Origin of the sequence: Arthrobacter sp. Y-9 (genome assembly GCF_029690065.1) — a bacterium.
Classification (GTDB): domain Bacteria; phylum Actinomycetota; class Actinomycetes; order Actinomycetales; family Micrococcaceae; genus Arthrobacter_E.
Map to the genome: position 1 here is coordinate 2253825 of NZ_CP121463.1, position 23365 is coordinate 2277189.

Below are 23365 nucleotides of genomic sequence, written 5' to 3' on the forward strand. Positions count from 1 at the left end.
GCGGGAGCGGCCGGCTCAGTAGCCGTCCTCGGACTTCAAGGAGCGGTTCAGGAGCAGCGGGCCCAGATCCTCGACAGCCAGCTTACCGGCGAGCACCGCCACCACGGCCGCGGTGATCGGCATCTCGACGCCATGCCGCGCCGCCAGTTCCTGCACGGCGTCCGCGGACTTCACGCCCTCCGCGGTCTGGGTCATGCGTTCCACCACCTCGTCCAGGGTCAGGCCCTGGCCGAGCAGTTTGCCCGCCGTATGGTTGCGGGAGAGGGGCGAGGCACAGGTGGCCACGAGGTCGCCCAGACCCGCCAGACCGGCCAGGGTGTGGGCTTCGCCGCCCAGTGCCAGCGCCAGGCGGGTGGTCTCGGCGAGGCCGCGCGTGATCACGGAGGCCTTGGTGTTGTCCCCCATGTCCCGGCCTTCGCAGATGCCGACGGCCAGGGCGATGACGTTCTTGACGATCCCGCCGATCTCCACCCCGACCACGTCCGAGCTCATGTACGGGCGGAAGTACGGCGCCGTGCAGAGTTCCGCGACGCGCTGCGCCATGGCCTCGTCCGCGCAGGCCACCACGGAGGCCGTGGGTTCCTCCCGGGCGATCTCCATGGCCAGGTTCGGGCCGGAGAGCACCAGGATCTGGGACGCGGGCGTCCCCCACTCCTGGGCGATCACCTCGCTCATCCGCTCGTCCGTGCCGCGTTCCAGGCCCTTCATGAGGGAGACCACGAGGGCTCCGGGCGCCACGGCGTCCTTCCAGGCACGCAGTTGCTCGCGCAGGGACTGTGCAGGGACCGCCAGCACGACGACGGCGGCGTCCCGCAGGGCCTCGACGGCACTGTCCGTGGCGCGCACCGCGTCCGGCAGCGGGATCTGCTGCAAGTAGCGGCTGTTGCGGTGCTCGCGGTTGATCTCCTCCGCGGCCTCGGCACGCCGGGCCCAGAGCACGATGTCCCGGGGTTCGCCCGCTGCGAGGGCCGCGTCGCCCAGGACCTTCGCGAAAGTGGTCCCCCAGGAACCGGCGCCCATGACGGCGATCTTCTCCACAGCTGCCTCTCCCGGTGCGGTGGCGGTGTCGTGAGCGCTCACGCGGCGCCGCCGTCGTCGTTCTTCGGGGCCGGAGCGGCGCCCGTCGGGTCGAGCCGGCCCGTGGCGCTCTGCCCGTGGGCGGCCGGATCCCAGCGCTCGGCCGGCGCCGGCTCCTGGCGGAGCTCCGCGACCAGGGCGGTCACGGCATCCATGATGCGCGTGGTGGCCTCGGTGAGCACGGTCTTGGTCATCGGCTTGCCCCGCAGGTCCTCCAGGTCCACCGGCCGTCCGACGACCACGCGCACCCTCTTCCGCGGGAACACGTGGAGCCGCTTGGCATACCGCGGGAACAGTTCCTGCGCGCCCCAGTGGCCGATCGGGACCACGGGCGCACCGGTCTGCAGCGCCAGCCGCGCTGCGCCCGTGTGCCCCTTCATGGGCCACAGATCGGGGTCGCGCGTCAGCGTGCCCTCCGGGTAGATGATGATGGAGCCACCGGCGTCCACCACCTCCTGCGCCACCTTGAGCGAGTTGTTCGCTCCCGCGGTGGTGCGCTCCACCGGGATCTGCCGCGAACTGTGCAGCAGGCGTCCGAACACCGGGATCTTGAACAGGCTCGCCTTGGCCAGGAAGTGCGGCGGGCGCTTGGCGTTGTAGAGCATGTGGCCCACGACGACCGGATCGATTTCCGTGACGTGGTTGGGCGCGGCGATGAAACCGCCCTCAGGCAGGTTCTCCAGGCCCTCCCAGCGCTTGGAGAGCACCAGGTTCATGAGGGGCCGGAGCACACCGGCCAGGAAGGCGAAGGTGGCCCGGGACCCCGGGCTCTCCTTCATGCCGTGCTGAGTCTTCTCGGTCTTCCCCATGGGGTTCTACGCTCCGGTGAGTTCGAAATCGGCGCCGAGCCCGGCGATCTTCTCGGTGAAACGCTCATAGCCGCGCTGGATCACTTCGGTGCCGGTGACGCGGGAGACGCCCGTGGCGGCGAAGGCCGCGATCAGGTGGCTGAAGCCGCCCCGCAGATCCGGGACGTCGATGTCCCGGCCCACCAGGGGCGTGGAGCCGGAGATGACGGCCGAGTGCAGGAAGTTCCGCTGCCCGAAGCGGCACGGCACACTGCCGAGGCATTCGCGGTGCAGCTGGATGCTCGCGCCCATGCGGGTGAGGGCCTGGGTGAAGCCGAAGCGGTTCTCATACACGGTCTCGTGCACGATCGAGACACCGTCCGCCTGGGTCAGGGCCACCACGAGGGGCTGCTGCCAGTCGGTCATGAATCCGGGGTGCACGTCGGTCTCGAGCACGAGCGGGTTGAGCTTGCCGCCCGGGTGGTAGAAACGGATGCCCTCGTCCATGATGTCCATGCCGCCGCCCACCTTCCGGTAGGTGTTCAGGAAGGTCATCATGTCGTGCTGGGCGGCGCCCTCGACGAAGATGTCGCCCTGGGTCACGAGCGCGGCGGAGGCCCAGGAGGCCGTCTCATTGCGGTCCGGGAGCGCTCGGTGATCGTAGCCACGGAGCTCGGAGACGCCTTCGATCCGGATCGTCCGGTCCGTCTGGATGCTGATGATGGCGCCCATCTTCTGGAGCACCGCGATGAGGTCCACCACTTCGGGTTCCATGGCGGCGCCGCGCAGCTCCGTGATGCCCTCGGCACGGGTGGCGGAGAGCAGGACCTGCTCGGTGGCGCCGACGCTCGGGTAGTCGAGCGTGATCTTGGCGCCCTTGAGGCCTTCCGGCGCGGAGAGGTGGATGCCGTTGCCGGTCTTCTCCACCACGGCGCCGAACTTGCGGAGCACGGCGAGGTGGAAGTCGATGGGCCGGTCGCCGATGCGGCAGCCGCCCAGATCCGGGATGAAGGCCGCGCCGATCGCGTGGATGAGCGGTCCGCAGAACAGGATCGGGATGCGGGAGTCACCCGCGTGCGCGTCGATCTCGGTGTGCGAGGCGTTCCTGGCGTTGGCCGGGTCCAGGCTCAGATCCCCGGTCACCGGGTCCTTCACCACGGTCACTCCGTGCAGCTGGAGCAGGCTGGTGACGACCTCGACGTCCTTGATCTCCGGGACGTTGCGGAGCACGGAGGGCTCGCTGCCGAGCAGTGCTGCGACCATCGCCTTGGGCACCAGATTCTTGGCGCCCCGCACGGAAACCTTGCCACTGAGCGGAACCCCGCCCCGGATGGTCAGCACACTACTCATCGACATCTGTCCTCGCACTTCTACGTTCGGAGCTGGGTCCCAGCTCCTCATCAAGCATAGAGCCCCGACGGCGCGCGGGCGGGACCCTGCGCGCCCGCCCCGGCGTGGATCAGGCCCGTCCGGCCGGGGCCTGGCGCAGCGACGCAGGGTACACGTCCAGGGCGTTCTCCTCGACGTAATCGAGGGCGTGGCGGACGGCTCCGAGGGACACGATGCCCTCCCCCAGGGAGGACACGAGGACCCGCGGAGGGGTGTGCGTGTAGCGCGGCAGCTCGCGGGTGATCCCGGGCAGCAGCGCGCCCGCCGACTCGGCCACGGCGCCCGCGATGACCACGGCCTCCGGGTTCACCATGGTGCTCAGCGCGCCGATGACGCGCGCCATGCGCCGGGCCACCCTGTCGAGGATCCCGACGGCGGTCGCGTCGCCGTCCGCCGCGGCCGAGAACACCATCTCCGCACTCACGGCGGAGGGCTCCCCGCCGCAGGCGACGCGCAAGGCGGTGTCCGCGCCGTCGTCGAGCGCATCCCGCGCCCACTGCGCCACATGGTGCGCGATGCCGTGCGTGTCGCCGACCCCGTCGAGGTGCTCGAGGTAGCCGAGTTCGCCGAAGCCGCCGAGCTGGCCGTGCAGGAGCCGGCCGGACTCGAGCACGCCGGAACCGAGCCGGTCGCCGGCCAGCATGACCGCGAGATTGTCGATGCCCTGCGCGACGCCGATCCAGCGTTCCGCGAGCGCAGCGAGGTTGGCGTCGTTCTCCAGGAGCACGTGCCAGCCGTGGCGTTCGGAGACGATGGCCCGAACGTCGAAGGACCGCCAGAACTCCTGGACGGTGAGGACGTTCCCGTCCCGGCCGACCGGGGCCGCCACGCCCACGGAGACCGCGAGCACCGAATCGGCGTCCACCCCGGCGTCGGCGAGCGCCTGGGCGGCGAGGCGGTCCAGGACGTCCGCGCGTTCGTCGGCTGCGACGTTGTCGGCGCGGAACGGCAGCGTCACCTGGGACAAGGGGGTTCCGGCCATGTCCGCCACGATGGCGGTGATCTTGTGGGCGCCGATGTCGATGCCCAGGACACTCGCGGCGCCGTCGTCGAAGACGAAGCGGCGGGCCGGGCGGCCCTTGACGTAGTCTCCCGCGTCCCGCTGGTTCCCCAGCTCGCGGAGCCAGCCGAGCCGCACGAGTTCGTCACAGATCGAGATGACCGTGGCCCGGGAGAGGCCTGTCCCCGCCATGAGTTCGGTGCCCGTGAGCACCCCGGCGCCGCGCATGGCCTGCAGCATGGCTCTGGCGTTGATCCTGCGCACCACCTGGGTCGAAGGCGCGGTCTCGCTCATCATCGACGCCCACACTCCTTCTGCCTGCGAGGCCCGTCCGCGGGTCTGCTCTGAAATCTAGCTCATGAATCGAGGTGGCGAAACACGTCACGAGCGCCCTTGACGGCGTGAGCCGGATCACCTCTATACTGTCGATAGGTTATAAATTTACCTCCTATCTAAACTCGCCCGGCAACTCTCAGAAGGACTTCCCCGCCCGGCGCCCGCGGCCCGGCCGCACGACGAAAGGACAACGGTGTCTGTGAAACCGACACGGGCCAGGCGCGCAGCGGGGCTGGCGCTGAGCCTCGCCCTGCTGGGCGGCCTGCTCTCAGGGTGCGCGAGCGACGGCGGGACGGAGACCATCCGTTTCACCTTCAGCAAGCGTGAAGCGATCCCCTTCATGACCAAGGTGGTCAACGAGTACAACGCATCCCAGACCAAGACGCGGGTGGTGCTGGACACCTCGGGAGTGGACGTGGTCTCGGCGAGTTTCGTCCGCGGCAACCCGCCGGATCTGATGCTGGCGAACTACAACACCGAGGTGTCGCGGTTCATCGACCGCTGCGCGCTCAGCGATCTGAGCGGGACGGCCGCCGCGGGGCAGATCCGCCAGGACTACCAGCCCTTGCTGGATCAGTACGGGCACTGCGAGGGCCGCCAGAGCGCACTCCCCTATTCCGTCATGGCGTCCTCGGTCATCTACGACAAGAAGATCTTCGCCGCTCACGGCATCGCCGTGCCGAAGACCTGGGACCAGCTGCTCGCCGCTTGCGAAGCTCTCAAGGCCTCCGGCGTCACGCCCTTCCAGGCGACCATCATGGACAACTGGACGGTCGGCCAGGGCTGGTTCGACTACGCCGTGGGCGGCTCGCTCAACGTGGTGGACTTCTACCAGCGGCTCGCCGCCGAAGGCGACACGGTGGGCACGACGTCCACGACGTCCTTCTCCCAGGCGTTCGCCGCGCCGATGGCCCGGATGCAGCAGCTCCTGAAGTACACGAACAAGAACGCTTCAAGCCAGACCTACGGCGACGGCAACCTCGCCTTCGCCCAGGGCAAGGCGGCCATGTACCTGCAGGGGCCGTGGGCCTTCAGCGAGATCGCCAAGACGGCGCCCGATCTGGAGCTCGGCACCTTCCCCCTGCCGATGACGAACGACGAGAAGGACCTGGCCGTGCGGGTCAACCTGGACCTCGCGGCCATGGTGCCCCAGGCCTCGAAGCATCAGGAGGCCGCCCGGGCGTTCCTGGACTACCTCTACAAGCCCGAGCACATCCAGGCGTACAACGACTCCCAGCTGGGGTTCACCCCGCTCAAGGGCGCCGCGCCGCCGAAGGATCCCCGGGTCGCCGGGATGATCCCCTACGTCGACCAGGGCAAGGTCTACCAGGGCCCCTCGGTCCTCATCCCGAAGACCATCCCGGTCTTCAACTACGCCCAGGCGATCGCCCTCGGCGCGGAGCCCGAAGCCACCCTGCGCACCCTCGACGCCGACTGGGCGCGGCTCGCCTTCCGGGCGCCGGCCACGAAAGAGAAGACCACATGAGCACCTCCACCAGCGCCGCGGGGCGCACGGTCCTGCGCGGCCGGCGTCGTGTCGAACCCGTCTACTGGCTCTTCCTGCTGCCGAGTCTCGTCCTGTTCACCCTGGCCATCACGGTGCCCGGCATCATCGGCATCACGTTCAGCTTCACTGACTCCATCGGCGTCGGCGACTGGAGCTTCAACGGCCTGACGAACTACATCGCCCTGTTCAGCGACCCGGCCATCCTCCAGAGTTACCTGTTCACGTTCGGCTTCTCGATCGTCACCGTGCTCGTGGTGAACGTGATCGCCTTCCTCCTGGCGATCGGACTCACCGCCCGTATCCGTTTCAAGACCGGGCTCCGCACCGTCTTCGTGATCCCGATGGTCATCTCCGGCATCATCATCGCCTACGTCTTCAACTTCCTCTTCTCGAATTCGCTGCCCGCCGTCGGCTCGGCCACGGGCGTGACCTGGCTCCAGACGAGTCTGCTCGCCAACCCGGACCTCGCCTGGGTGGCGATCGTGGCCGTCACCGCCTGGCAGGCCATCCCCGGCACGCTGCTCATCTACATCGCCGGGCTCCTCTCGGTTCCGGGCGACGTCTACGAAGCGGCCGATCTGGACGGCGCCAGCAAGACGCAGCAGCTCCTGCGGGTGACCATGCCGCTCGTGGCGGGTTACGTGGTCATCAATGTCATCCTCGGCTTCAAGGGCTTCCTGAACGCCTACGACATCATCAAGGGCCTCACCGACGGCGGTCCGGGCACCTCGACCCGCAGCATCGCCATGAGCATCATCGCCGGATTCAACGGCGGCGATTACGGCTACCAGATGGCCAACGCGACGATCTTCTTCGTCGTCGCGGTCCTCATCTCCCTGCTCCAGCTCTCGCTGACCCGCGGAAGGAACGCACTCTGATGTCGACGCAGACGCTTCTCACCCCCGAGACCCACGCCGCCGACGGCGAGCGCGGCCGGGGCCGCGCGCCCCGCATCCGGATGGAGCGGGTCAACTGGCCCGCCACCGTCCTGCTCCTGCTCTGCGCGGTCACCGTGCTGCTGCCGCTCTACGTCACCCTCTCGATGGCGTTCAAGACCGGGGCGCAGGCCGTGGACGGCAACGCCTTCTCCCTGCCCGCGCCCTTCTCGGTCGACGGCTTCGTGCAGGCCTGGAATCTGACGAGCTTCCCCGTCGGGGCAGGCGTCAGCCTCCTGGTGACGGCCGGCACCGTGGTGCTCACCATCGTGCTCTCGGCGTTCACGTCGTACGCGATCGTGCGCAACTGGGACCGCAAGGTGTTCCGCTACTCGTTCTACTACCTGCTCGCCGCGATGTTCATCCCGTTCCCGGTGGTGGCGCTGCCGCAGATCCAGCTCACCGGGCTCCTGCATCTGGACAACCCGCTCGGCGTCATCCTGCTGGCCAGCATGTTCCAGCTGAGCTTCAGCGTGCTGCTGTTCACCGCCTTCCTCCGGTCGATCCCGCTGGAGCTCGAGGAGAGCGCCCGGATCGACGGGGCGAGCACCTGGGTCACCTTCTGGCGCATCATCTTCCCGCTGCTCGCCCCCATGAGCGCCACGGTGGGCATCTTCGCGTTCCTGTACGCCTGGAACGACTTCATGATGCCGTCCCTCATCATCTCGGATCCGGCGCTGCAGACCCTTCCGGTTCGGCAGAACCTGTTCCAGACTCAATTCAGCAACAACTACAACGTGTCCTTCGCGTCCTACCTCATGGCGATGGCCCCCGCGATCGTCGCCTACCTGTTCACGCAGCGCTGGGTCATGGCGGGCGTCACCCAGGGCGCCGTCAAGGGCTGACGCCCGCTCCGCATCCACCTCACCGACTTCTCCGAGGAATCCCCCATGGCAGCAGAATCCGTCCTTCTCCCCGAGGCCACCTGGTGGCGTCAGGCCGCCGTCTACCAGATCTACCCCCGCTCCTTCGCGGACGCCAACGGCGACGGCATCGGCGATCTGCGGGGCATCATCTCGCGAGTGCCGTACCTGGCTGCTCTGGGGATCGACGCCGTGTGGCTGAGCCCTTTCTACCCCTCAGCCCTCGCGGACGGCGGCTACGACGTGGCGGACTACCGCGACGTCGACCCCCGGATCGGCACGCTCGAGGAGTTCGACGAGATGGTGACCGCCCTGCACGCGGCCGGCATCCGCGTCATCGTGGACATCGTGCCGAACCACTCCTCGGACGAGCACGCGTGGTTCCGGGAGGCCCTGGCCTCGCCCCGCGGCTCCGCGGCCCGGGAACGGTACCTCTTCCGGGACGGGCTGGGTGAGCACGGGGAGATCCCGCCGTCGGACTGGGACTCGGTGTTCGGCGGACCCGCCTGGGAACGCATCACCGAACCGGACGGCACTCCCGGCCAGTGGTACCTGCACACCTTCGCGAGGGAACAGCCGGACTTCAACTGGGACAACCCCGAGGTCCGCGAGGACTTCCTGAAGACCCTGCGCTTCTGGTCCGACCGCGGCGTCGACGGATTCCGCGTGGACGTGGCGAACCTCCTGGTGAAGGACCTTCCGGAGACGCTGCCCGGCCGGGCGGACCTGGACGCGCTGGACCGCGACTCCGGCACCCACCCGCTCATGGACCGGGACGAGGTGCACGAGATCTACGCCGACTGGCGCGCCGTGTTCAACGAGTACGACCCGCCCCGCACCGCCGTCGCCGAAGCCTGGGTCGATTCCCCGGTGCGCCGCGCGAAGTACGCCTCGCCGGACGGCCTGGGCCAGGCCTTCAACTTCGATCTCCTGACCGCGGACTTCGACCCGGAGGCGTTCCGGCGGATCGTCACGGAGAACCTCGCCCAGTCGGCGACCACGGGTTCGTCCTCCACCTGGGTGCTCTCCAACCACGACGTCACCCGCCACGCCACCCGCTACGGTCTGCCGCCACTGGGCGGCCGCAAGGGCGTGAAGCAGGGCATCGAGTGGATGATCGCCGGGGCGCCGGCCGACGGCGTCGATCCCGCGCTCGGCCTCGCCCGGGCCCGCGCCGCGACGCTCTTCCTCCTGGCCCTGCCCGGCAGCACCTACCTCTACCAGGGTGAGGAGCTCGGATTGCAGGAGGTCGGCGACCTGCCCGCCGAGGCGCGGCAGGACCCGGCCTACCACCGCTCGGTGCACCAGCCCGCCTGGTCCTACGACGGCCTGGGGCGCGACGGCTGCCGCGTGCCGCTCCCCTGGACGTCGTCCGGGCCATCGTTCGGCTTCGGGCCGGGCGGCGCACATCTGCCCCAGCCGGAGTGGTTCGGCGCGTACTCGGTGGAAGCCGAGGACTCTGACCCGGCGTCGACCCTCAACCTGTACCGCACGGCTCTGCGCCTGCGCAGCACGCTGCAGGGCGCCGAGACGCTGGAGTGGGTGGAGACGCCCTCTGAGGCACTCGGCTTCACCCGGCCTGGCGGCTGGCTGACGATCACCAACTTCGGCCAGGAACCCGTGGAGCTGCCCGTGGGAGAGCTGCTGCTCGCGAGCGCGCCCGTGGAGAACGGCCTCCTGCCCGGCTCCGCGACCGCGTGGCTGCGTGTCCCGGGCACCGCGGCCTCGGCCTGACCGCCTTCATTCCCGTTCCCGGCCCGGGCGACCCCTGGGCCGGGAACACCCCCGACCTTCCGACAAGGAGCATTGTGAGCACCACCGCCCCCGAGGCACAGCACCGCGACGCCGGCCACCTGAGCGACCCCGACTGGTGGCGCCAGGCGGCCGTCTATCAGATCTATCCGCGCAGCTTCGCCGATTCCAACGGCGACGGCATCGGCGATCTGCCCGGCATCACGTCCAAGGTCGGGTACCTCCGGGAGCTGGGGGTCGACGCCGTCTGGCTGAGCCCGTTCTATCCCTCGGCGCTGGCCGACGGCGGCTACGACGTGGACGACTACCGCGACGTCGATCCGCGGCTCGGGACCCTCGCGGGCTTCGACGACATGGTCGCCGCGCTCCACGCGGCCGGCATCCGCCTCATCGTGGACATCGTGCCGAACCACTCGTCGGACCGCCACGAGTGGTTCCGCGAGGCGCTGGCCTCGGAGCCCGGCTCGCCCGCCCGCAACCGGTACATCTTCCGTGACGGCAAGGGAGAGCACGGCGAACTGCCGCCGTCCGACTGGGATTCGGTGTTCGGCGGCCCTGCCTGGGAGCGCGTCACCGAGCCCGACGGCACGCCGGGCCAGTGGTACTTCCACCTGTTCGCCAAGGAACAGCCGGACTTCAACTGGGACAATCCCGAAGTCCGCGAGGACTTCCTCAAGACCCTGCGTTTCTGGTCCGATCGCGGCGTCGACGGCTTCCGCGTTGACGTGGCGCACGGTATGGTGAAGGACTTCTCCGAGCCGATGCCGTCCAAGGCGGACCTCCAGGCCCTCAACACCGGCACGGACGGGTTCGTGGACGGCTCCCACCCGTTCTGGGACCGCGACGCGGTGCACGAGATCTACGCCGAATGGCGCACGGTCTTCAACGAGTACTCCCCCGCCCGCACGGCCGTGGCCGAGGCCTGGGTTCACCCGGACCGCCGTGCCCGGTACGCGAGCCCGGAGGGGCTGGGCCAGGCGTTCAACTTCGACCTGCTCCAGGCGGACTTCCGGGCCGAGGACTTCCGCGAGATCATCACGAAGAACCTCGCCGAGGCCGCGGCGAGCGGCGCCTCCTCCACGTGGGTGTTCTCGAACCACGACGTGGTCCGTCACGCCACGCGTTACGGGCTGCCCGAGTCCGGTCCGGCGGAGTCCGGCGCGATCATGGCCAACGCCGGCAAGTCCTGGCTGCTCGACGGCGGCGACCCGGCCGCGGTGGACGCCGCGCTCGGCCTGCGCCGCGCCCGCGCCGCCACACAGCTCATGCTCGCGCTGCCGGGCTCGTCCTACCTGTACCAGGGTGAGGAACTCGGTCTCCAGGAGGTCGGCCAGATCCCGGACGCCGAGCGGCAGGACCCGTCCTTCTTCCGGAACCCCGGTGTGGAGATCGGCCGCGACGGCTGCCGCGTGCCCCTGCCCTGGACGAGCGATGGTCCGGCGTTCGGTTTCGGCACGGGTGGCTCCCACCTGCCCCAGCCCGCGTGGTTCGCGGAGTACTCGGTGCAGGCGGAGGAAGCGGAGGAGGACTCCACGCTGAGTTTCTACCGCAAGGCCCTGGCCCTCCGCGCCGAGCTCCAAGGCGCCGAGGACCTCGAATGGCTGCCCACGGAGAACTCCTCGGTGCTCGCCTTCCGGCGCCCCGGGGGCTGGATCAGCGTCACGAACTTCGGCGACGCTCCGGCCACGCTCCCGGACGGCGAGGTGCTGCTGAGCAGCGCCCCGCTCGAGGGACACACCCTCCCGGGCGCGACCACCGCCTGGCTGCGGGGCTGATCAAGCGCACACCGGCTGAAGCACCCAGCACACGACGACGGCGGCCCCTCCCTCAGGAGGGGCCGCCGTCGTCGTGTGTCACGTCAGTCCTGGCCGGGAACTCGGCCTACCAGCACGCTGCCGCTCAGCGCTCTGCTACTCAGCGCTCTGCTACTCAGCGCTCTGGCCCTCAGCTTTTGGCGGGGAGCGTCTTCGGTTTGAAGGACGGACGCGTCGCCTCATAGGCGGTGATGTCCTCTTCATGCTGCAGGGTCAGCCCGATGTCATCCAGGCCTTCCAGCAGGCGCCAGCGGGTGTAGTCGTCGATCTGGAACGGCGCCACGACATTGCCGCACTCCACGACCTTGGACTCCAGGTCCACGCGCACCTCGGTGCCCGGAGCGTTCTCGAGGACCTTCCAGATCAGTTCGATGTCGTCCTGCTCCAGCACGGCGGCCAGGAGGCCCTGCTTGCCGGAGTTGCCGCGGAAGATGTCGGCGAAGCGGGAGGACAGCACGGCCTTGAACCCGTAATCCTTGAGCGCCCAGACGGCGTGCTCGCGGGACGAACCGGTGCCGAAGTCGGGCCCCGCCACCAGCACGGAACCGCGGCTGAAGGGCTCCTGGTTCAGGATGAAGTTCTCATCCTTGCGCCAGCCGGCGAACAGCGCGTCCTCGAAGCCCGTACGGGTGATGCGCTTGAGGTAGACGGCGGGGATGATCTGATCCGTGTCGACGTTGCTCTGACGCAGCGGGACGCCGATGCCGGTGTGGGTGGTGAATTTTTCCATCGTGTGCTCCTGGGAATTCGTGTCGCGGCGGGCTCAGGCGGCGGCGGTGCCGGCGTCGTCCTGGGCCAGGGGTTCCAGATCCGACGGGGAGCTCAGCGTCCCGCGGACCGCGGTGGCGGCGGCCACCACGGGCGAGACCAGGTGGGTGCGCCCACCCTTGCCCTGACGGCCTTCGAAGTTGCGGTTGGAGGTGGACGCGCAGCGCTCGCCCGGGGCCAGCTGGTCCGGGTTCATGCCGAGGCACATGGAGCAGCCGGCGAAGCGCCACTCGGCGCCGAACTCCTTGAAGACCTTGTCCAGGCCGATCGCCTCCGCTTCCAGACGGACGCGGGCGGAGCCGGGGACCACCATCATGCGGACATTGGGATCCTTGCGGCGGCCACGGATGACGTCCGCTGCGGCCTGCAGATCCTCCAGGCGGGAGTTGGTGCAGGAGCCGAGGAAGACCGTGTCCACGCGGATGTCCTTCATCGGAGTGCCGGCTTCCAGGTCCATGTACTCCAGGGCGCGGCGTGCGGCGGCCTTCTGGTTCTCGTCGCCGAAGGACTCGGGGTCCGGGACGGCCTGGGAGAGGGAGACGCCCTGGCCCGGGTTGGTGCCCCACGTGACGAACGGCTCGAGGGTGTCGGCATCCAGGAACACCTCCTCGTCGAAGACGGCCCCTTCATCGGTGTGCAGGGTGTTCCAGTACTCGACGGCGGCGTCCCAGTCGGCGCCTTCCGGAGCGTGCGGGCGGCCCTTCATGAAGTCGTAGGTGGTCTGGTCCGGCGCCACCATGCCGGCGCGGGCGCCGGCCTCGATCGACATGTTGCAGATGGTCATGCGGGCCTCCATGGACAGCGCCCGGATGGCGGACCCGCGGTATTCCAGGACGTAGCCCTGTCCGCCGCCGGTGCCGATCTTGGCGATGACCGCCAGGATGATGTCCTTCGAGGAGACGCCCGGCTTCAGGGTGCCCTCCACGTTGATGGCCATGGTCTTGAACGGCTTCAGGGACAGCGTCTGCGTGGCCATGACGTGCTCGACCTCGGAGGTGCCGATGCCCATGGCCAGCGCGCCGAACGCGCCGTGCGTGGAGGTGTGGGAGTCGCCGCACACCACGGTCATGCCGGGCTGTGTCAGTCCGAGCTGAGGTCCGACGACATGGACGATGCCCTGTTCCTTGTCACCCAGGGAGTGCAGGCGGACGCCGAACTCCTTGCAGTTGGCGCGCAGCGTCTCGATCTGGGTGCGGCTGGTGGGATCCGGGATCGGCTTGTCGATGTCGATCGTCGGGGTGTTGTGGTCCTCGGTGGCGATCGTCAGATCCGGGCGGCGCAGCGGACGGCCGGCCAGGCGCAGACCCTCGAAGGCCTGCGGTGAGGTCACCTCGTGCACCAGGTGAAGATCGATGAAGAGGAGATCGGGCTGGGCGTTGACTCCTTCACCCTCGCCTTTACGCACGATGTGCGCGTCCCAGACCTTCTCGGCCAGTGTCTTCGGCATGGCCTTCTCCCTTCATTGCGCGGGCCGGTGGCCCCGCGGTGTGCTGATGCTGTATTTCAACTGTTCCAGCCCGCACCGGAGAGTGCCAGCGAAATGATTTGCATCTCAGATATTGAGACGGCAATATCATTGTATGGACACTTCAAGTGGCGTCGGCGTCATCGACAAAGCGGCTCAGGTTCTCGACGCTCTCGAGGCCGGACCGACCACCCTGGCACAGCTGGTCGCTGCCACCGGACTCGCACGTCCCACCGTGCACCGGCTCGCCCTCGCTCTGGTGCACCACCGCCTGGTGAGCCGCGACATGCAGGGCCGCTTCGTGCTGGGCAGCCGCCTCGTCGAGCTGGCATCCGCAGCCGGCGAGGACCGTCTGATCGCCTCCGCCGGCCCGGTGCTCCTCCAGCTGCGGGACGCCACCGGCGAATCCGCCCAGATCTTCCGCCGCCAGGGCGAATGGCGCGTCTGCGTCGCGTCCGCGGAGCGCCCCGTCGGCTTGCGGGACACCATCCCCGTCGGCACCCAGCTGTCCATGAAGGCCGGCTCCGCCGCCCAGGTGCTGCTCGCGTGGGAGGACCACGACCGCCTGCTCGAGGGCCTGCAGAACGCCCGCTTCACCCCCACCGTCCTCGCCGGCGTACGACGCCGCGGCTGGGCTCAGAGCCTCGGCGAACGCGAGCCGGGAGTCGCCTCCGTCTCGGCCCCCGTGCGCGGCCCGTCCGGCCGCGTGATCGCCGCCGTCTCGATCTCCGGACCGATCGAGCGCCTCACCCGTCAGCCGGGCCGGATGCACGCCGAGGTCGTCTGCAACGCCGGGCGCCTGCTCACCGAAGCCTTGCGCAAGGGCAACGACTGAGGCACGGTTGACGTCATGACCGAGCCGCACCGCTACGCCGTCTTCCTCCGCGGGATCAACGTGGGAGGGATCAACATCCGGATGGAGGAGCTCAAGGCCTGCCTGGGCGAGGGCCCTTTCCAGAACGTGAAGACGCTGCTGGCCACGGGGAACGTGATCCTGGAGGCGGATTCCGGGCCGGAAGTCGTGAAGAAGGCCTGCGAGGACGCCCTGCGGGCCCGGTTCGGCTACGACGCCTGGGTGATCGTCACGGACCGCGAGGAGATCGACCGGATCGTCGAGGCCACCCCGTATCCCGCCGACGATCCCGAGCAGCACTCCTACGTCACCCTGGCCAGCGATCCTCAGGTCCTGGACTCCCTGATCGAGGCCGCTTCGGCCCTCGGCCCCACGGGCATCGTCCGCCTGACACCGGGTGCCATCGCGACCCAGGTGGCCGTGGGATCCAGCACGGACGCTCCCGTCTCCAAACTCATGGCACGGGCCGCCTACAAGCCCTACACCACGACCCGGAACCTCCGGACGCTCCTCAAGGTCCAGGCCGCCCTCGCCTGAGGGCCGCGCGTCTCTCGCGCCGCCCGAACCCACACCCACACGCCCCCCACGAGCCCCACGCCCCCGCACCCCCACCTGCCGAGTTCGGGGGGTCGTTCCGAGCGCGGTGGCTGCAACCCCTGTTTTCGGAACAAACCCCCGAACTCGGTGAAGGCGCATCATGAGCGGACGTCCACAACGGGCGAACTCACACACGAACTCGGCGAACAGCGGGCAGCCGAACAGGCTTAAACGCAAGAATCCCCGGCCCATGAGGACCGGGGATTCTTCGTGGTGACCCCAGCGGGATTCGAACCCGCGTTACCGCCGTGAGAGGGCGGCGTACTAGGCCGCTATACGATGGGGCCGAGCACTTGCGGCTTTCGTTCCGGAGAACGGCGCCGCACCGATTGTCGCCTGCGAACAGACGTGAAGACCATCCACCCGGCACGCCGCGTGAATGGATTTCGTGACCCCAGCGGGATTCGAACCCGCGTTACCGCCGTGAGAGGGCGGCGTACTAGGCCGCTATACGATGGGGCCAGTACTTTTCGGAGGATCAGAGAAAACTCGATCTTCCGGCTGTTTTTCCCGAAGGAAATCCTGCGCTGGGATACCAGGACTCGAACCTAGAATGACGGTACCAGAAACCGTAGTGTTGCCAATTACACCATATCCCATCGGCATTTCAGGGCATTCGCCGGTTCCCCTTGCGGTTCGCCGTGCCCCTCAGCACGAGTAATTACTTTACCTGTTCGCCTGGCCGCTGACAAATCGGCGGCCGGAGCGGTGGATCACACCGCGTCACCGACGCTCAGGGACTCCCTCGCCGGGTCGTCGAGACCGAGCAGAGCCGGCACCTCGGACAAGGAACGGATGGTCAGTCGCTCCCCGGCGGGCCGCACGAATCCGGGCACGGGAGAGTTCCCGGAGCTGCCGCTGCCGGGGATGCCGCGATCCAGGTACACGCCCTTCAGCCCGGCGGCCACGGCGCCGTCGTGATCCACCACCGGGTTGTCCCCCACATACCAGCACTCCGCGGGCGGCACGGCCAGCCGGCGCGCGCCCTCGTGGAAGATGGCGGGGTCGGGCTTGGTCACGCCGAGGGTGTCGGTCCCCACCACCACGGTGATGCGGGACAGCCCGGCGTAGCCCAGCTTGGCCCGCTGGAACGCCTCCACGTTGTTGCTGACGGCCCCATACGGGATACCGTGCGCGTCGAGGAGATCGAGGACGGGGAGCACGTCCGGGAACGGGGTCACCCCGGTCTCGGCGAGCTGCGCGAACCGCAGCACCCAGCGCAGGGCGAGCTCGTCGTCGACGGTCAGGCCGAGCGGCTCCGCGGCGCGGTGCAGCCGCAGGATCCGCATGGACTGGAAGTCCAGCCGGCCGGTGAGGTAGTCGTCGTAGGCGCCGGTGACGTCCTGCACGAAGTGCTCACTGAACGCCAGCCAGCGACGGCGGGCCTCGGCGTCGTGCGCGGAAAGTCCCGCGCCGTCCGCGGCGGGCACGCCGGAACCCAGCCCCAGGGACGCCAGCGCCCCGGGCGGCAGGACCTCGAGGAGGCTGCCGCCCAGGGCGCGGGTCATGGCGGAGGCCAGGTCCACGAGGGTGTCATCGATGTCGAACAGGACTCCCGTGGGGACCATGGCCGGCCTCAGCGGGTGGCGCGGAACGCGCGGAGACGGGCCAGGGACGAGTCCTTCCCCAGGATCACCATCGACTCGAACAGCGGCGGGGAGATCCGGCGGCCGGAGAGGGCCGTGCGGACCGGGCCGAAGGCCAGGCGGGGCTTGAGTCCCAGGCCGTCCACCAGAGCGCCTCGCAGGGCCTCCTGGATGGTCTCGGCGTTCCAGTCCTCCAGGGCGTCCAGCGCGTCGACCGCGGCGTCCAGGGCCTCGCCGGCGTTCTCCGGCATGCCCTTCAGCGCGTCATCCGCGACGTCGATCGCGTCATCGGCCTTGAAGAGGAAGGCGAGCATCTCCGGGGCCTCGCCCAGCAGGGTGATGCGCTCCTGGACCAGCGGGGCGGCTTCGGTGAGGATCTCCTCCTCGCGACCGGTGAGGGTCTCCCCCACCAGGCCCGCGGCGCGCAGGTACGGCACCAGGCGGTTGCGGAAGTCCTCGGCGCCGAGGAGACGGATGTGCGTGCCGTTGATGGCGTCCGCCTTCTTCTGGTCGAAGCGCGCCGGGTTGGCCAGGACATCGTGGATGTCGAAGTTCTCCACGAGCTGGTCCACCGTGAAGATGTCCTCGTCGGCGGACAGCGACCAGCCGAGCAGGGCCAGGTAGTTCAGCAGGCCCTCCGGGATGAAGCCGCGGTCCCGCTGCAGGAAGAGGCTGGACTGCGGGTCGCGCTTGGAGAGCTTCTTGTTGCCCTCGCCCATGACGTACGGCAGGTGACCGAAGAGCGGCATGTACTCGGCGACACCGATGGCGTACAGCGCACGGTAGAGCGCGATCTGGCGCGGCGTGGAGGACAGCAGGTCCTCGCCGCGGAGCACGTGCGTCACGCCCATGAGCGCGTCGTCCACCGGGTTCACCAGGGTGTAGAGGGGCTGGCCGTTGGCGCGGACCACCACGAAGTCCGGGACGGAGCCGGCCTTGAAGGTGATCTCGCCGCGCACCAGGTCGGTGAAGGTGAGGTCTTCGTCCGGCATGCGCAGGCGCAGCACGGGCTCGCGGCCCTCCGCCTTGAACGCCGCCACCTGCTCCTCGCTCAGCTCGCGGTCGAAGCCGTCGTAGCCGAGCTTCGGATCGCGGCCTGCGGCGCGGTGCCGGGCCTCGATCTCCTCCGGGGTGGAGTAGGACTCGTAGACGTGCCCGCCGGCGACCAGCTTGGCGATGACGTCCTGGTAGATCTCACCGCGCTGCGACTGCCGGTACGGCTCGTGCGGGCCACCGGTCACGACGCCTTCATCCCAGGTGATCCCGAGCCACGCCAGGGCCTCGAGGAGCTGCTGGTAGCTCTCCTCCGAGTCGCGCTGCTGATCCGTGTCTTCGATGCGGAAGATCATCTTGCCGCCGGTGTGGCGGGCGTAGGCCCAGTTGAACAGGGCGGTGCGGATCAGGCCGACGTGCGGGGTGCCCGTGGGAGACGGGCAGAAGCGCACGCGGACAGGCGTGGTGTCATCGACGCTGGGGATTTCGGAGCCAAGGCGTTCAGCGGTAGTCATAGTGGTTCTAACTTTACGTCAGTTCCATTGACGTTTTCGGGCAGCCCCATTTACGCGCTGGCCGCCTGAGCGCCCTGGAGATAACCGCGGCTCAGTCCGGACAGCGCGACGGCGCGTCGCGGCTTCCGCCGCCACGCGCCGTCATGCCCGGACAGGCCGTCCGGGAGGCTCGGGTGGGACGCTTAGCGCCGCACCACCGGGTTGGTCAGGGTCCCGATACCCTCGATCTCCACGGAGACCCGGTCCCCCTCATTCAGCAGCCCGACGCCGGCCGGGGTGCCCGTGAGGATGACATCGCCGGGCAGGAGAGTGAACGCGCGGGACACCTCGGCGACGAGTTCCTTGACACCCCAGACCATGTCCGCGGTGTTGCCGTCCTGCTTGACCTCACCGTTGACCAGGGTGCGCAGGCCGAGCGACTCGGTGTCCAGCTCGGTCTCGATCCACGGACCCAGGGGCGCGGAGCCATCGAAGCCCTTGGCGCGGGCCCACTGCTTCTCGCGGCGCTGCACGTCGCGGGCGGTGAGGTCGTTGGCGCAGGTGTAGCCGAAGATGACCTCGTCGGCGCGCTCCACCGGGACGTCCTTGCAGATGCGGCCGATCACGACGGCGAGCTCGCCCTCGAAGGAGATCTCATCGCTGAATTCAGGGAGGAAGACGGGCTCACCGGGGCCGATCACGGAGGTGTTGGGCTTGAAGAAGAGCAGCGGCTCCTCGGGGACCTCATTGCCCAGCTCAGCGGCGTGTTCGGCGTAGTTGCGGCCGACACCCACCACCTTGCTGCGCGGGATGATCGGGGCCACGAGGCGGACGTCGACGAGCGGGTGGGTGGTTCCGGTCCGCTCGACACCGTTGAAGAACGGGTCGCCGTGGATGACGGTCACGGTCTCGGACCCGGCGGGGCCGTCGACGATGCCGTACTGGGGTTCGGAGTCAAGGACGAAACGGGCGATACGCATGGTGCTAAGTCTAGGGCGCGAGGGAACACCCCCTGTCCCGTGATTCTGCGCCCTGATTCACCGAGCGCGCCTCAATCGGGGCGCGGAAACCGATTTCGGGCGCAGAACGAGGCTCGGCCCGGCACCTCAGCCCGGCAGTTCGGCCCCGTCCCGGACGCTGAGCACTCCGGCCAGGTCCAGATCATCGGCGGTGCCGTCCACGCCGGCCCGCGAGAGGAGCGCCGCCCCCAGTGCCGTGCTCCAGAAGGTGCGGGCCTCGGCCTCGAGGGGCCGCGCCGTCGACCACCCCCGGCCGTCGATCTGCTGCCGCAGGAACCGCTCCGACTGGCGGAACAGCAGGTGCAGGTGGTGATCGACCACGGGAGCGAGTTCCGGCTTGGCGACCCCGGTCGCGAGGGCTTTCGCCACGAGGGGAAGCGCGGGAAGGGCCAGCACGGCCCGGGAGATGTTCCGGCGGAACGCCCCGGCGTCGGGAGCCTGCCGCCCGATCCGCTCGACCCTCCGCGTCTCCTGCAGCAGCACCAGGAAGGCGGCTTGCAGGAGCAGCGAGTCCTTGGATCCGAAGTGATACGTGACCTGGTTGGGGAAGACCCCGGCCTCGCGGGCGATCTCCGCCACGCTCACGTCAAGGCTCCGCCGTTCCGAACAGAGCCGGGCGGCCGCGGCCATCAGGCGGTTCCGGGTGGCGCGGCCCCGCTCCCCTCCCGAGGAGAGGGCTGCTGCGGACGCCGGGTGTCGTTCGACGATCATCCTCAAATTGTATGTGATACAACTTTAAGCATTGTTGTATCGCATACAAGAAAGGCGATCCCATGGAATCCTCCGATGTGGTCATCACCGGCCTCGGCGCCATCACTCCCCTGGGCCAGGACGTCCCCACGACCTGGGCCGCGCTTCTGACCGGCGGCTCCGGGCTGGGCATCGTCACCCTGCCGGGCACCGGGATCGCCGCGCTGGCCCCGCAGGTCGCGGGCCGGATGGCAGCGGATCCGGCCACCCTGCTGGACCCTGTCCAGGCCAAGCGGCTCGACCGCTCCCAGCAAGCGGCCCTCGTGGCCACGGCGGAGGCGTGGGCGGACGCGGGGACACCCGACGTCGACCCGGCCCGTTTCGCCGTCGCCATCGGCACGGGCATCGGCGGGGTGACCACGCTCCTCGAGCAGGACGACGTGCTGGAAACGTCGGGGCAGCGCCGCGTCTCCCCGCGGACCATCCCGATGCTCATGCCCAATGCCGCGGCTGCGACCGTCAGCATCCAGTACGGCGCCCGCGCCGGCGCGTACACCCCGGTGTCGGCCTGCTCGTCGGGCGCCGAGGCCATCGCACTCGGGGCCCGGCTCATCAGGTCTGGCGAGGCGGACGTGGTCATTGCGGGCGGAACCGAGGCCGCCATCGCACTGATCACCGTGGCCGGATTCGCCCAGACCCGCGCCCTTGCGCAGCCCGGCGAAGACCCCGCTTCCGCCTCCCGGCCCTTCGCCGCCGACCGGCGGGGTTTCGTGCTCTCCGAAGGCGCCGCCGTCGTCGTCCTGGAGAGCGCCGAGCATGCGCGACGCCGCGGCGCGGCGGTTCACGCCGTCCTGGCCGGGGCGGGCATCACCTCCGACGCACACCACATCACGGCCCCGGCACCGGACGGTTCGGGGCAGACCGCCGCCATGCGCAAGGCCCTCGCCCAGGCGGGGCTGCGCCCGGAGGACATCTCCCACGTCAACGCGCACGCGACCGGGACGCCGGTGGGCGATTCCGGCGAGGCCCACGCGATCCGCGAGGTCTTCGGACGGGCCACGGTCACCGCGCCGAAAGCCGCCCTGGGCCACCTGTTCGGGGCCGCAGGGGCGATCGAGGCGCTCCTGGCGGTCCTGAGCGTGGAACACGGGGTCGTCCCGCCCACCCGGAACCTCTCTCCGGACACGGTGGACCCGGACATCGATCTGGACCTCGTGGTCGAACGCCGGGAGGCGCCTCAGGACGCGGTGCTGAGCAATTCCTTCGGCTTCGGCGGGCAGAACGTGTCGCTCGTGATCACCCGGGCCTAGCCGTCGCGGGACTCCCGCAGGTACCGCAACTGCGCTTCGATGCTCAGCCGCGCGGCGCGCCGCACCCCGTCCGGCACGTCGGGGTAGACGGCGGCGGTGACCGCGTCGACGTCGTCACCCACGGCGGCGACGGCACGGCGCACCTCGGCGAGCCGGGACAGGCGGTGCTCCAAGTACTCCCGCACGACGACGCCGAGGTCCCCACCCAGCCCGCCGTGGGCCGGGAACAGGGTCACCGGAGCCCCGGCGTCCTCCGCGAGGGCGGCCAGCTTCCCGAGGCTGGCGAGGTAGTCGGCGACCGTGCCGTCCGGGTGGTCCAGCATCGTGGTGCCGGTGCCGAGGATCGTGTCACCGCTCAAGAGGCCGCCGCCATCCGGTCCCCCGTCCTCGCTGGACGCCTCGACACCCCGCACGTGGAAGCAAAGTGAATCGGAGGTGTGGCCCGGCGTCGCGATCACGCGGATCTCCCGATCACCCGCCGTCAGGACCTCCCCGTCCAGCAACGGTTCGGCGGCGCGGCAGAAGTCCGGGGACGCGGCCCGCACCGGTGCGCCGGTCAGCTCCCGGAGCCGGTCGATCCCCGCGGTGTGGTCGGCGTGGCGGTGCGTGACCAGGATCAACACCGGACGGAGAGCCGCCAGCGCCGCCAGATGGGCCTCGTCCTCGGGTCCGGGATCCACGATCACACAGGAACCGTCCGGCCCGATCACATAGCTCTGCGTGCCGCGCAGGCTCATGGGCCCGGGGTTCGGAGCGAGCAGCACGCGAAGGCCGGGGCCGGCGTCGCTCAGGACGCCCGGAAGCAGCTCGGCGGGCAGAGGCAGCTCGGCGGCAGAAGGCTCAGACTGAGGTTCAGACACGGGAGGGACGGCGTCAGGAGTGGTGTCCGGCATGAGGACAGCTTGCCAGATACGGCCGTGGCCGCCCAGCGACGCGATGCGTCACCGGGCGGCCACGGGAGGCACTCAGAGGAGGGCCGGGAAGAACGGGCTCAGGCCAGGCGGGTCAGCCAGCCGTGAGTGTCCTCGACCTTGCCGGTCTGGATGCCGAGCAGGCGTTCGCGGATGGCCATGGTGACCTCGCCGGCCTTGGCGTCCTCGCTGCCGATACTCTCGGTCTCATCCTTGAGCAGGCCGATCGGGGTGATGACCGCGGCCGTGCCACAGGCGAACACCTCGGCGATCTCGCCGGAGGCCACGCCGTCGCGCCACTCATCCAGGGTGATCTTGCGCTCGACCACTTCTCGGCCCATTTCACGGGCCACGGTGATGATGGAGGACCGGGTGACGCCTTCGAGGATCGTGCCGCTGAGCGCGGGAGTCACCAGGGAGCCGTCCTTGAGGACGAAGAAGACGTTCATGCCGCCGAGCTCTTCGACCGCGTTGTCATTGAACGGGTCCAGGAAGAGGACCTGCTTGCAGCCGTGCGACTCGGCTTCCATCTGGGCGATGAGCGATGCGGCGTAGTTGCCGCCGCACTTGGCCGCACCGGTGCCGCCGCGGCCCGCACGGGCGTACTGGCGGGAGATCCAGATGGAGACGGGCTTCAGCTCGCCGCCGAAGTAGTTGCCGGCCGGGGACGCGATGACCCGGAAGGAGACCTCGCGCGCCGGGCGGACACCCAGGAACGCCTCGGTGGCGATCATGAACGGACGGAGGTACAGGGCCTCGCCGTCGCCGGACGGGACCCAGTCCTGGTCCTCGGCCACGAGCCGCTTGATCGCTTCGACGAAGACCTCTTCGGGAAGCTGCGGCAGCGCGAGGCGCTCGGCGGACTTGTTCAGACGGCGGGCGTTGGCGTCGGGGCGGAAGGTCCAGATGGAACCGTCAGCGTGACGGTACGCCTTGAGGCCTTCGAAGATCTCCTGGCCGTAGTGCAGCACGCCGGCCGCGGGGTCCAGGCTGATCGGGCCGTAAGGCTCGACGCGGGCGTCATGCCAGGAACCGTTGCCGTCCGCGTCGACCGTGTAGTCGACGACGGCGGTGTGGTCGGTGAAGTGGTTGCCGAATCCCGGGTTCGCCAGGATCTCGGCGCGTTCCTCAGCGGACTTCGGGGTCTCCGAGCGCTGGATGGTGAAGGTGACGTCTTGAGCCGTCGCAGTCATGATTCCTCCAAAAAGTGCCGCTGAA

Annotated in this window: 20 protein-coding genes and 3 tRNA genes; 8 read left to right on the forward strand and 15 right to left on the reverse strand. The window is 69.4% G+C overall.

Going from position 1 to position 23365, the window contains the following annotated elements; all coding sequences use genetic code 11:
* Window positions 1-15: 15 nt before the first annotated feature.
* The 4 genes from P9849_RS10135 to P9849_RS10150 all read right to left on the reverse strand — a co-directional run bounded on the left by P9849_RS10135 (window position 16) and on the right by P9849_RS10150 (window position 4551).
* On the reverse strand, window positions 16-1020 hold the full coding sequence (locus P9849_RS10135) for an NAD(P)H-dependent glycerol-3-phosphate dehydrogenase (RefSeq protein ID WP_082724048.1): 1005 nt from the start codon (window positions 1018-1020) through the stop codon (window positions 16-18).
* A 56-nt stretch (window positions 1021-1076) separates the two neighbouring features.
* Window positions 1077-1856, reverse strand: a complete 780-nt coding sequence (locus P9849_RS10140) for a lysophospholipid acyltransferase family protein (RefSeq protein WP_278269147.1) — start codon at window positions 1854-1856, stop codon at window positions 1077-1079.
* 36 nt (window positions 1857-1892) lie between these two features.
* Window positions 1893-3215, reverse strand: coding sequence for a UDP-N-acetylglucosamine 1-carboxyvinyltransferase (gene murA, locus P9849_RS10145; RefSeq protein WP_278266691.1), 1323 nt, complete (start codon window positions 3213-3215; stop codon window positions 1893-1895).
* A 109-nt stretch (window positions 3216-3324) separates the two neighbouring features.
* The gene (locus tag P9849_RS10150; protein WP_278266692.1) at window positions 3325-4551 is read right to left on the reverse strand and encodes an ROK family protein; all 1227 of its coding nucleotides are present in this window, start codon (window positions 4549-4551) and stop codon (window positions 3325-3327) included.
* 232 nt (window positions 4552-4783) lie between these two features.
* Here P9849_RS10150 and P9849_RS10155 point away from each other — a divergent pair, with 232 nt between their 5' ends.
* From P9849_RS10155 to P9849_RS10175, 5 genes are all read left to right on the forward strand, one after another.
* Window positions 4784-6076, forward strand: coding sequence for an extracellular solute-binding protein (locus P9849_RS10155; protein WP_278266693.1), 1293 nt, complete (start codon window positions 4784-4786; stop codon window positions 6074-6076).
* A complete protein-coding gene (locus P9849_RS10160; protein WP_278266694.1) occupies window positions 6073-6975 on the forward strand; it encodes a sugar ABC transporter permease in 903 nt (300 codons plus the stop codon). Before P9849_RS10155 ends, P9849_RS10160 begins: the two co-directional genes overlap by 4 nt.
* An 80-nt stretch (window positions 6976-7055) precedes the next feature.
* The gene (locus tag P9849_RS10165; RefSeq protein ID WP_244907215.1) at window positions 7056-7877 is read left to right on the forward strand and encodes a carbohydrate ABC transporter permease; all 822 of its coding nucleotides are present in this window, start codon (window positions 7056-7058) and stop codon (window positions 7875-7877) included.
* Window positions 7878-7922: 45 nt separating this feature from the next.
* Window positions 7923-9629, forward strand: a complete 1707-nt coding sequence (locus P9849_RS10170; protein ID WP_278266695.1) for a glycoside hydrolase family 13 protein — start codon at window positions 7923-7925, stop codon at window positions 9627-9629.
* Window positions 9630-9703: 74 nt separating this feature from the next.
* Window positions 9704-11422, forward strand: coding sequence for a glycoside hydrolase family 13 protein (locus P9849_RS10175; protein WP_278266696.1), 1719 nt, complete (start codon window positions 9704-9706; stop codon window positions 11420-11422).
* 169 nt (window positions 11423-11591) lie between these two features.
* Here P9849_RS10175 and leuD read toward each other — a convergent pair whose 3' ends face one another.
* Window positions 11592-12191, reverse strand: coding sequence for a 3-isopropylmalate dehydratase small subunit (leuD, locus tag P9849_RS10180; RefSeq protein WP_278266697.1), 600 nt, complete (start codon window positions 12189-12191; stop codon window positions 11592-11594).
* A 33-nt stretch (window positions 12192-12224) separates the two neighbouring features.
* Entirely contained in the window at window positions 12225-13676 is a 1452-nt protein-coding gene (gene leuC / locus P9849_RS10185; RefSeq protein WP_278266698.1) for a 3-isopropylmalate dehydratase large subunit, read from the reverse strand.
* A 133-nt stretch (window positions 13677-13809) separates the two neighbouring features.
* Between leuC and P9849_RS10190 the strand changes: the two genes are divergently transcribed.
* Together P9849_RS10190 and P9849_RS10195 are read left to right on the forward strand one after the other, a co-directional pair.
* Window positions 13810-14529: an IclR family transcriptional regulator gene (locus P9849_RS10190; protein WP_066210786.1), complete on the forward strand. Its 720-nt coding sequence runs from the start codon at window positions 13810-13812 to the stop codon at window positions 14527-14529.
* A gap of 15 nt (window positions 14530-14544) precedes the next feature.
* Window positions 14545-15084, forward strand: coding sequence for a DUF1697 domain-containing protein (locus tag P9849_RS10195; protein ID WP_278266699.1), 540 nt, complete (start codon window positions 14545-14547; stop codon window positions 15082-15084).
* Between the two features lie 271 nt (window positions 15085-15355).
* Here P9849_RS10195 and P9849_RS10200 read toward each other — a convergent pair.
* The 7 genes from P9849_RS10200 to P9849_RS10230 all read right to left on the reverse strand — a co-directional run bounded on the left by P9849_RS10200 (window position 15356) and on the right by P9849_RS10230 (window position 19947).
* Window positions 15356-15431: transfer RNA gene (locus P9849_RS10200), tRNA-Glu, on the reverse strand.
* Window positions 15432-15533: 102 nt separating this feature from the next.
* A tRNA-Glu gene (locus P9849_RS10205) sits at window positions 15534-15606 on the reverse strand.
* A 65-nt stretch (window positions 15607-15671) separates the two neighbouring features.
* Window positions 15672-15743 (reverse strand) — tRNA-Gln (locus P9849_RS10210).
* A 114-nt stretch (window positions 15744-15857) separates the two neighbouring features.
* Window positions 15858-16712, reverse strand: coding sequence for an HAD family hydrolase (locus tag P9849_RS10215; RefSeq protein ID WP_278266700.1), 855 nt, complete (start codon window positions 16710-16712; stop codon window positions 15858-15860).
* Window positions 16713-16720: 8 nt separating this feature from the next.
* Window positions 16721-18238 carry a glutamate--tRNA ligase gene (gene gltX, locus P9849_RS10220; RefSeq protein ID WP_278266701.1) on the reverse strand — a complete coding sequence of 506 codons (1518 nt, stop codon included), beginning with the start codon at window positions 18236-18238 and terminating at the stop codon, window positions 16721-16723.
* Between the two features lie 182 nt (window positions 18239-18420).
* On the reverse strand, window positions 18421-19197 hold the full coding sequence (locus P9849_RS10225) for a fumarylacetoacetate hydrolase family protein (protein ID WP_278266702.1): 777 nt from the start codon (window positions 19195-19197) through the stop codon (window positions 18421-18423).
* A 126-nt stretch (window positions 19198-19323) separates the two neighbouring features.
* A complete protein-coding gene (locus P9849_RS10230; RefSeq protein ID WP_278266703.1) occupies window positions 19324-19947 on the reverse strand; it encodes a TetR/AcrR family transcriptional regulator C-terminal domain-containing protein in 624 nt (207 codons plus the stop codon).
* Window positions 19948-20009: 62 nt separating this feature from the next.
* Between P9849_RS10230 and P9849_RS10235 the strand changes: the two genes are divergently transcribed.
* Window positions 20010-21236 carry a beta-ketoacyl-[acyl-carrier-protein] synthase family protein gene (locus P9849_RS10235; RefSeq protein ID WP_278266704.1) on the forward strand — a complete coding sequence of 409 codons (1227 nt, stop codon included), beginning with the start codon at window positions 20010-20012 and terminating at the stop codon, window positions 21234-21236.
* Here P9849_RS10235 and P9849_RS10240 read toward each other — a convergent pair.
* The gene (locus tag P9849_RS10240; RefSeq protein ID WP_278266705.1) at window positions 21233-22129 is read right to left on the reverse strand and encodes an MBL fold metallo-hydrolase; all 897 of its coding nucleotides are present in this window, start codon (window positions 22127-22129) and stop codon (window positions 21233-21235) included. The two genes, P9849_RS10235 and P9849_RS10240, sit on opposite strands and share 4 nt — an antisense overlap.
* Before the next feature lie 98 nt (window positions 22130-22227).
* On the reverse strand, window positions 22228-23340 hold the full coding sequence (locus P9849_RS10245; protein ID WP_066210804.1) for a branched-chain amino acid aminotransferase: 1113 nt from the start codon (window positions 23338-23340) through the stop codon (window positions 22228-22230).
* Between the last annotated feature and the right edge of the window lie 25 nt (window positions 23341-23365).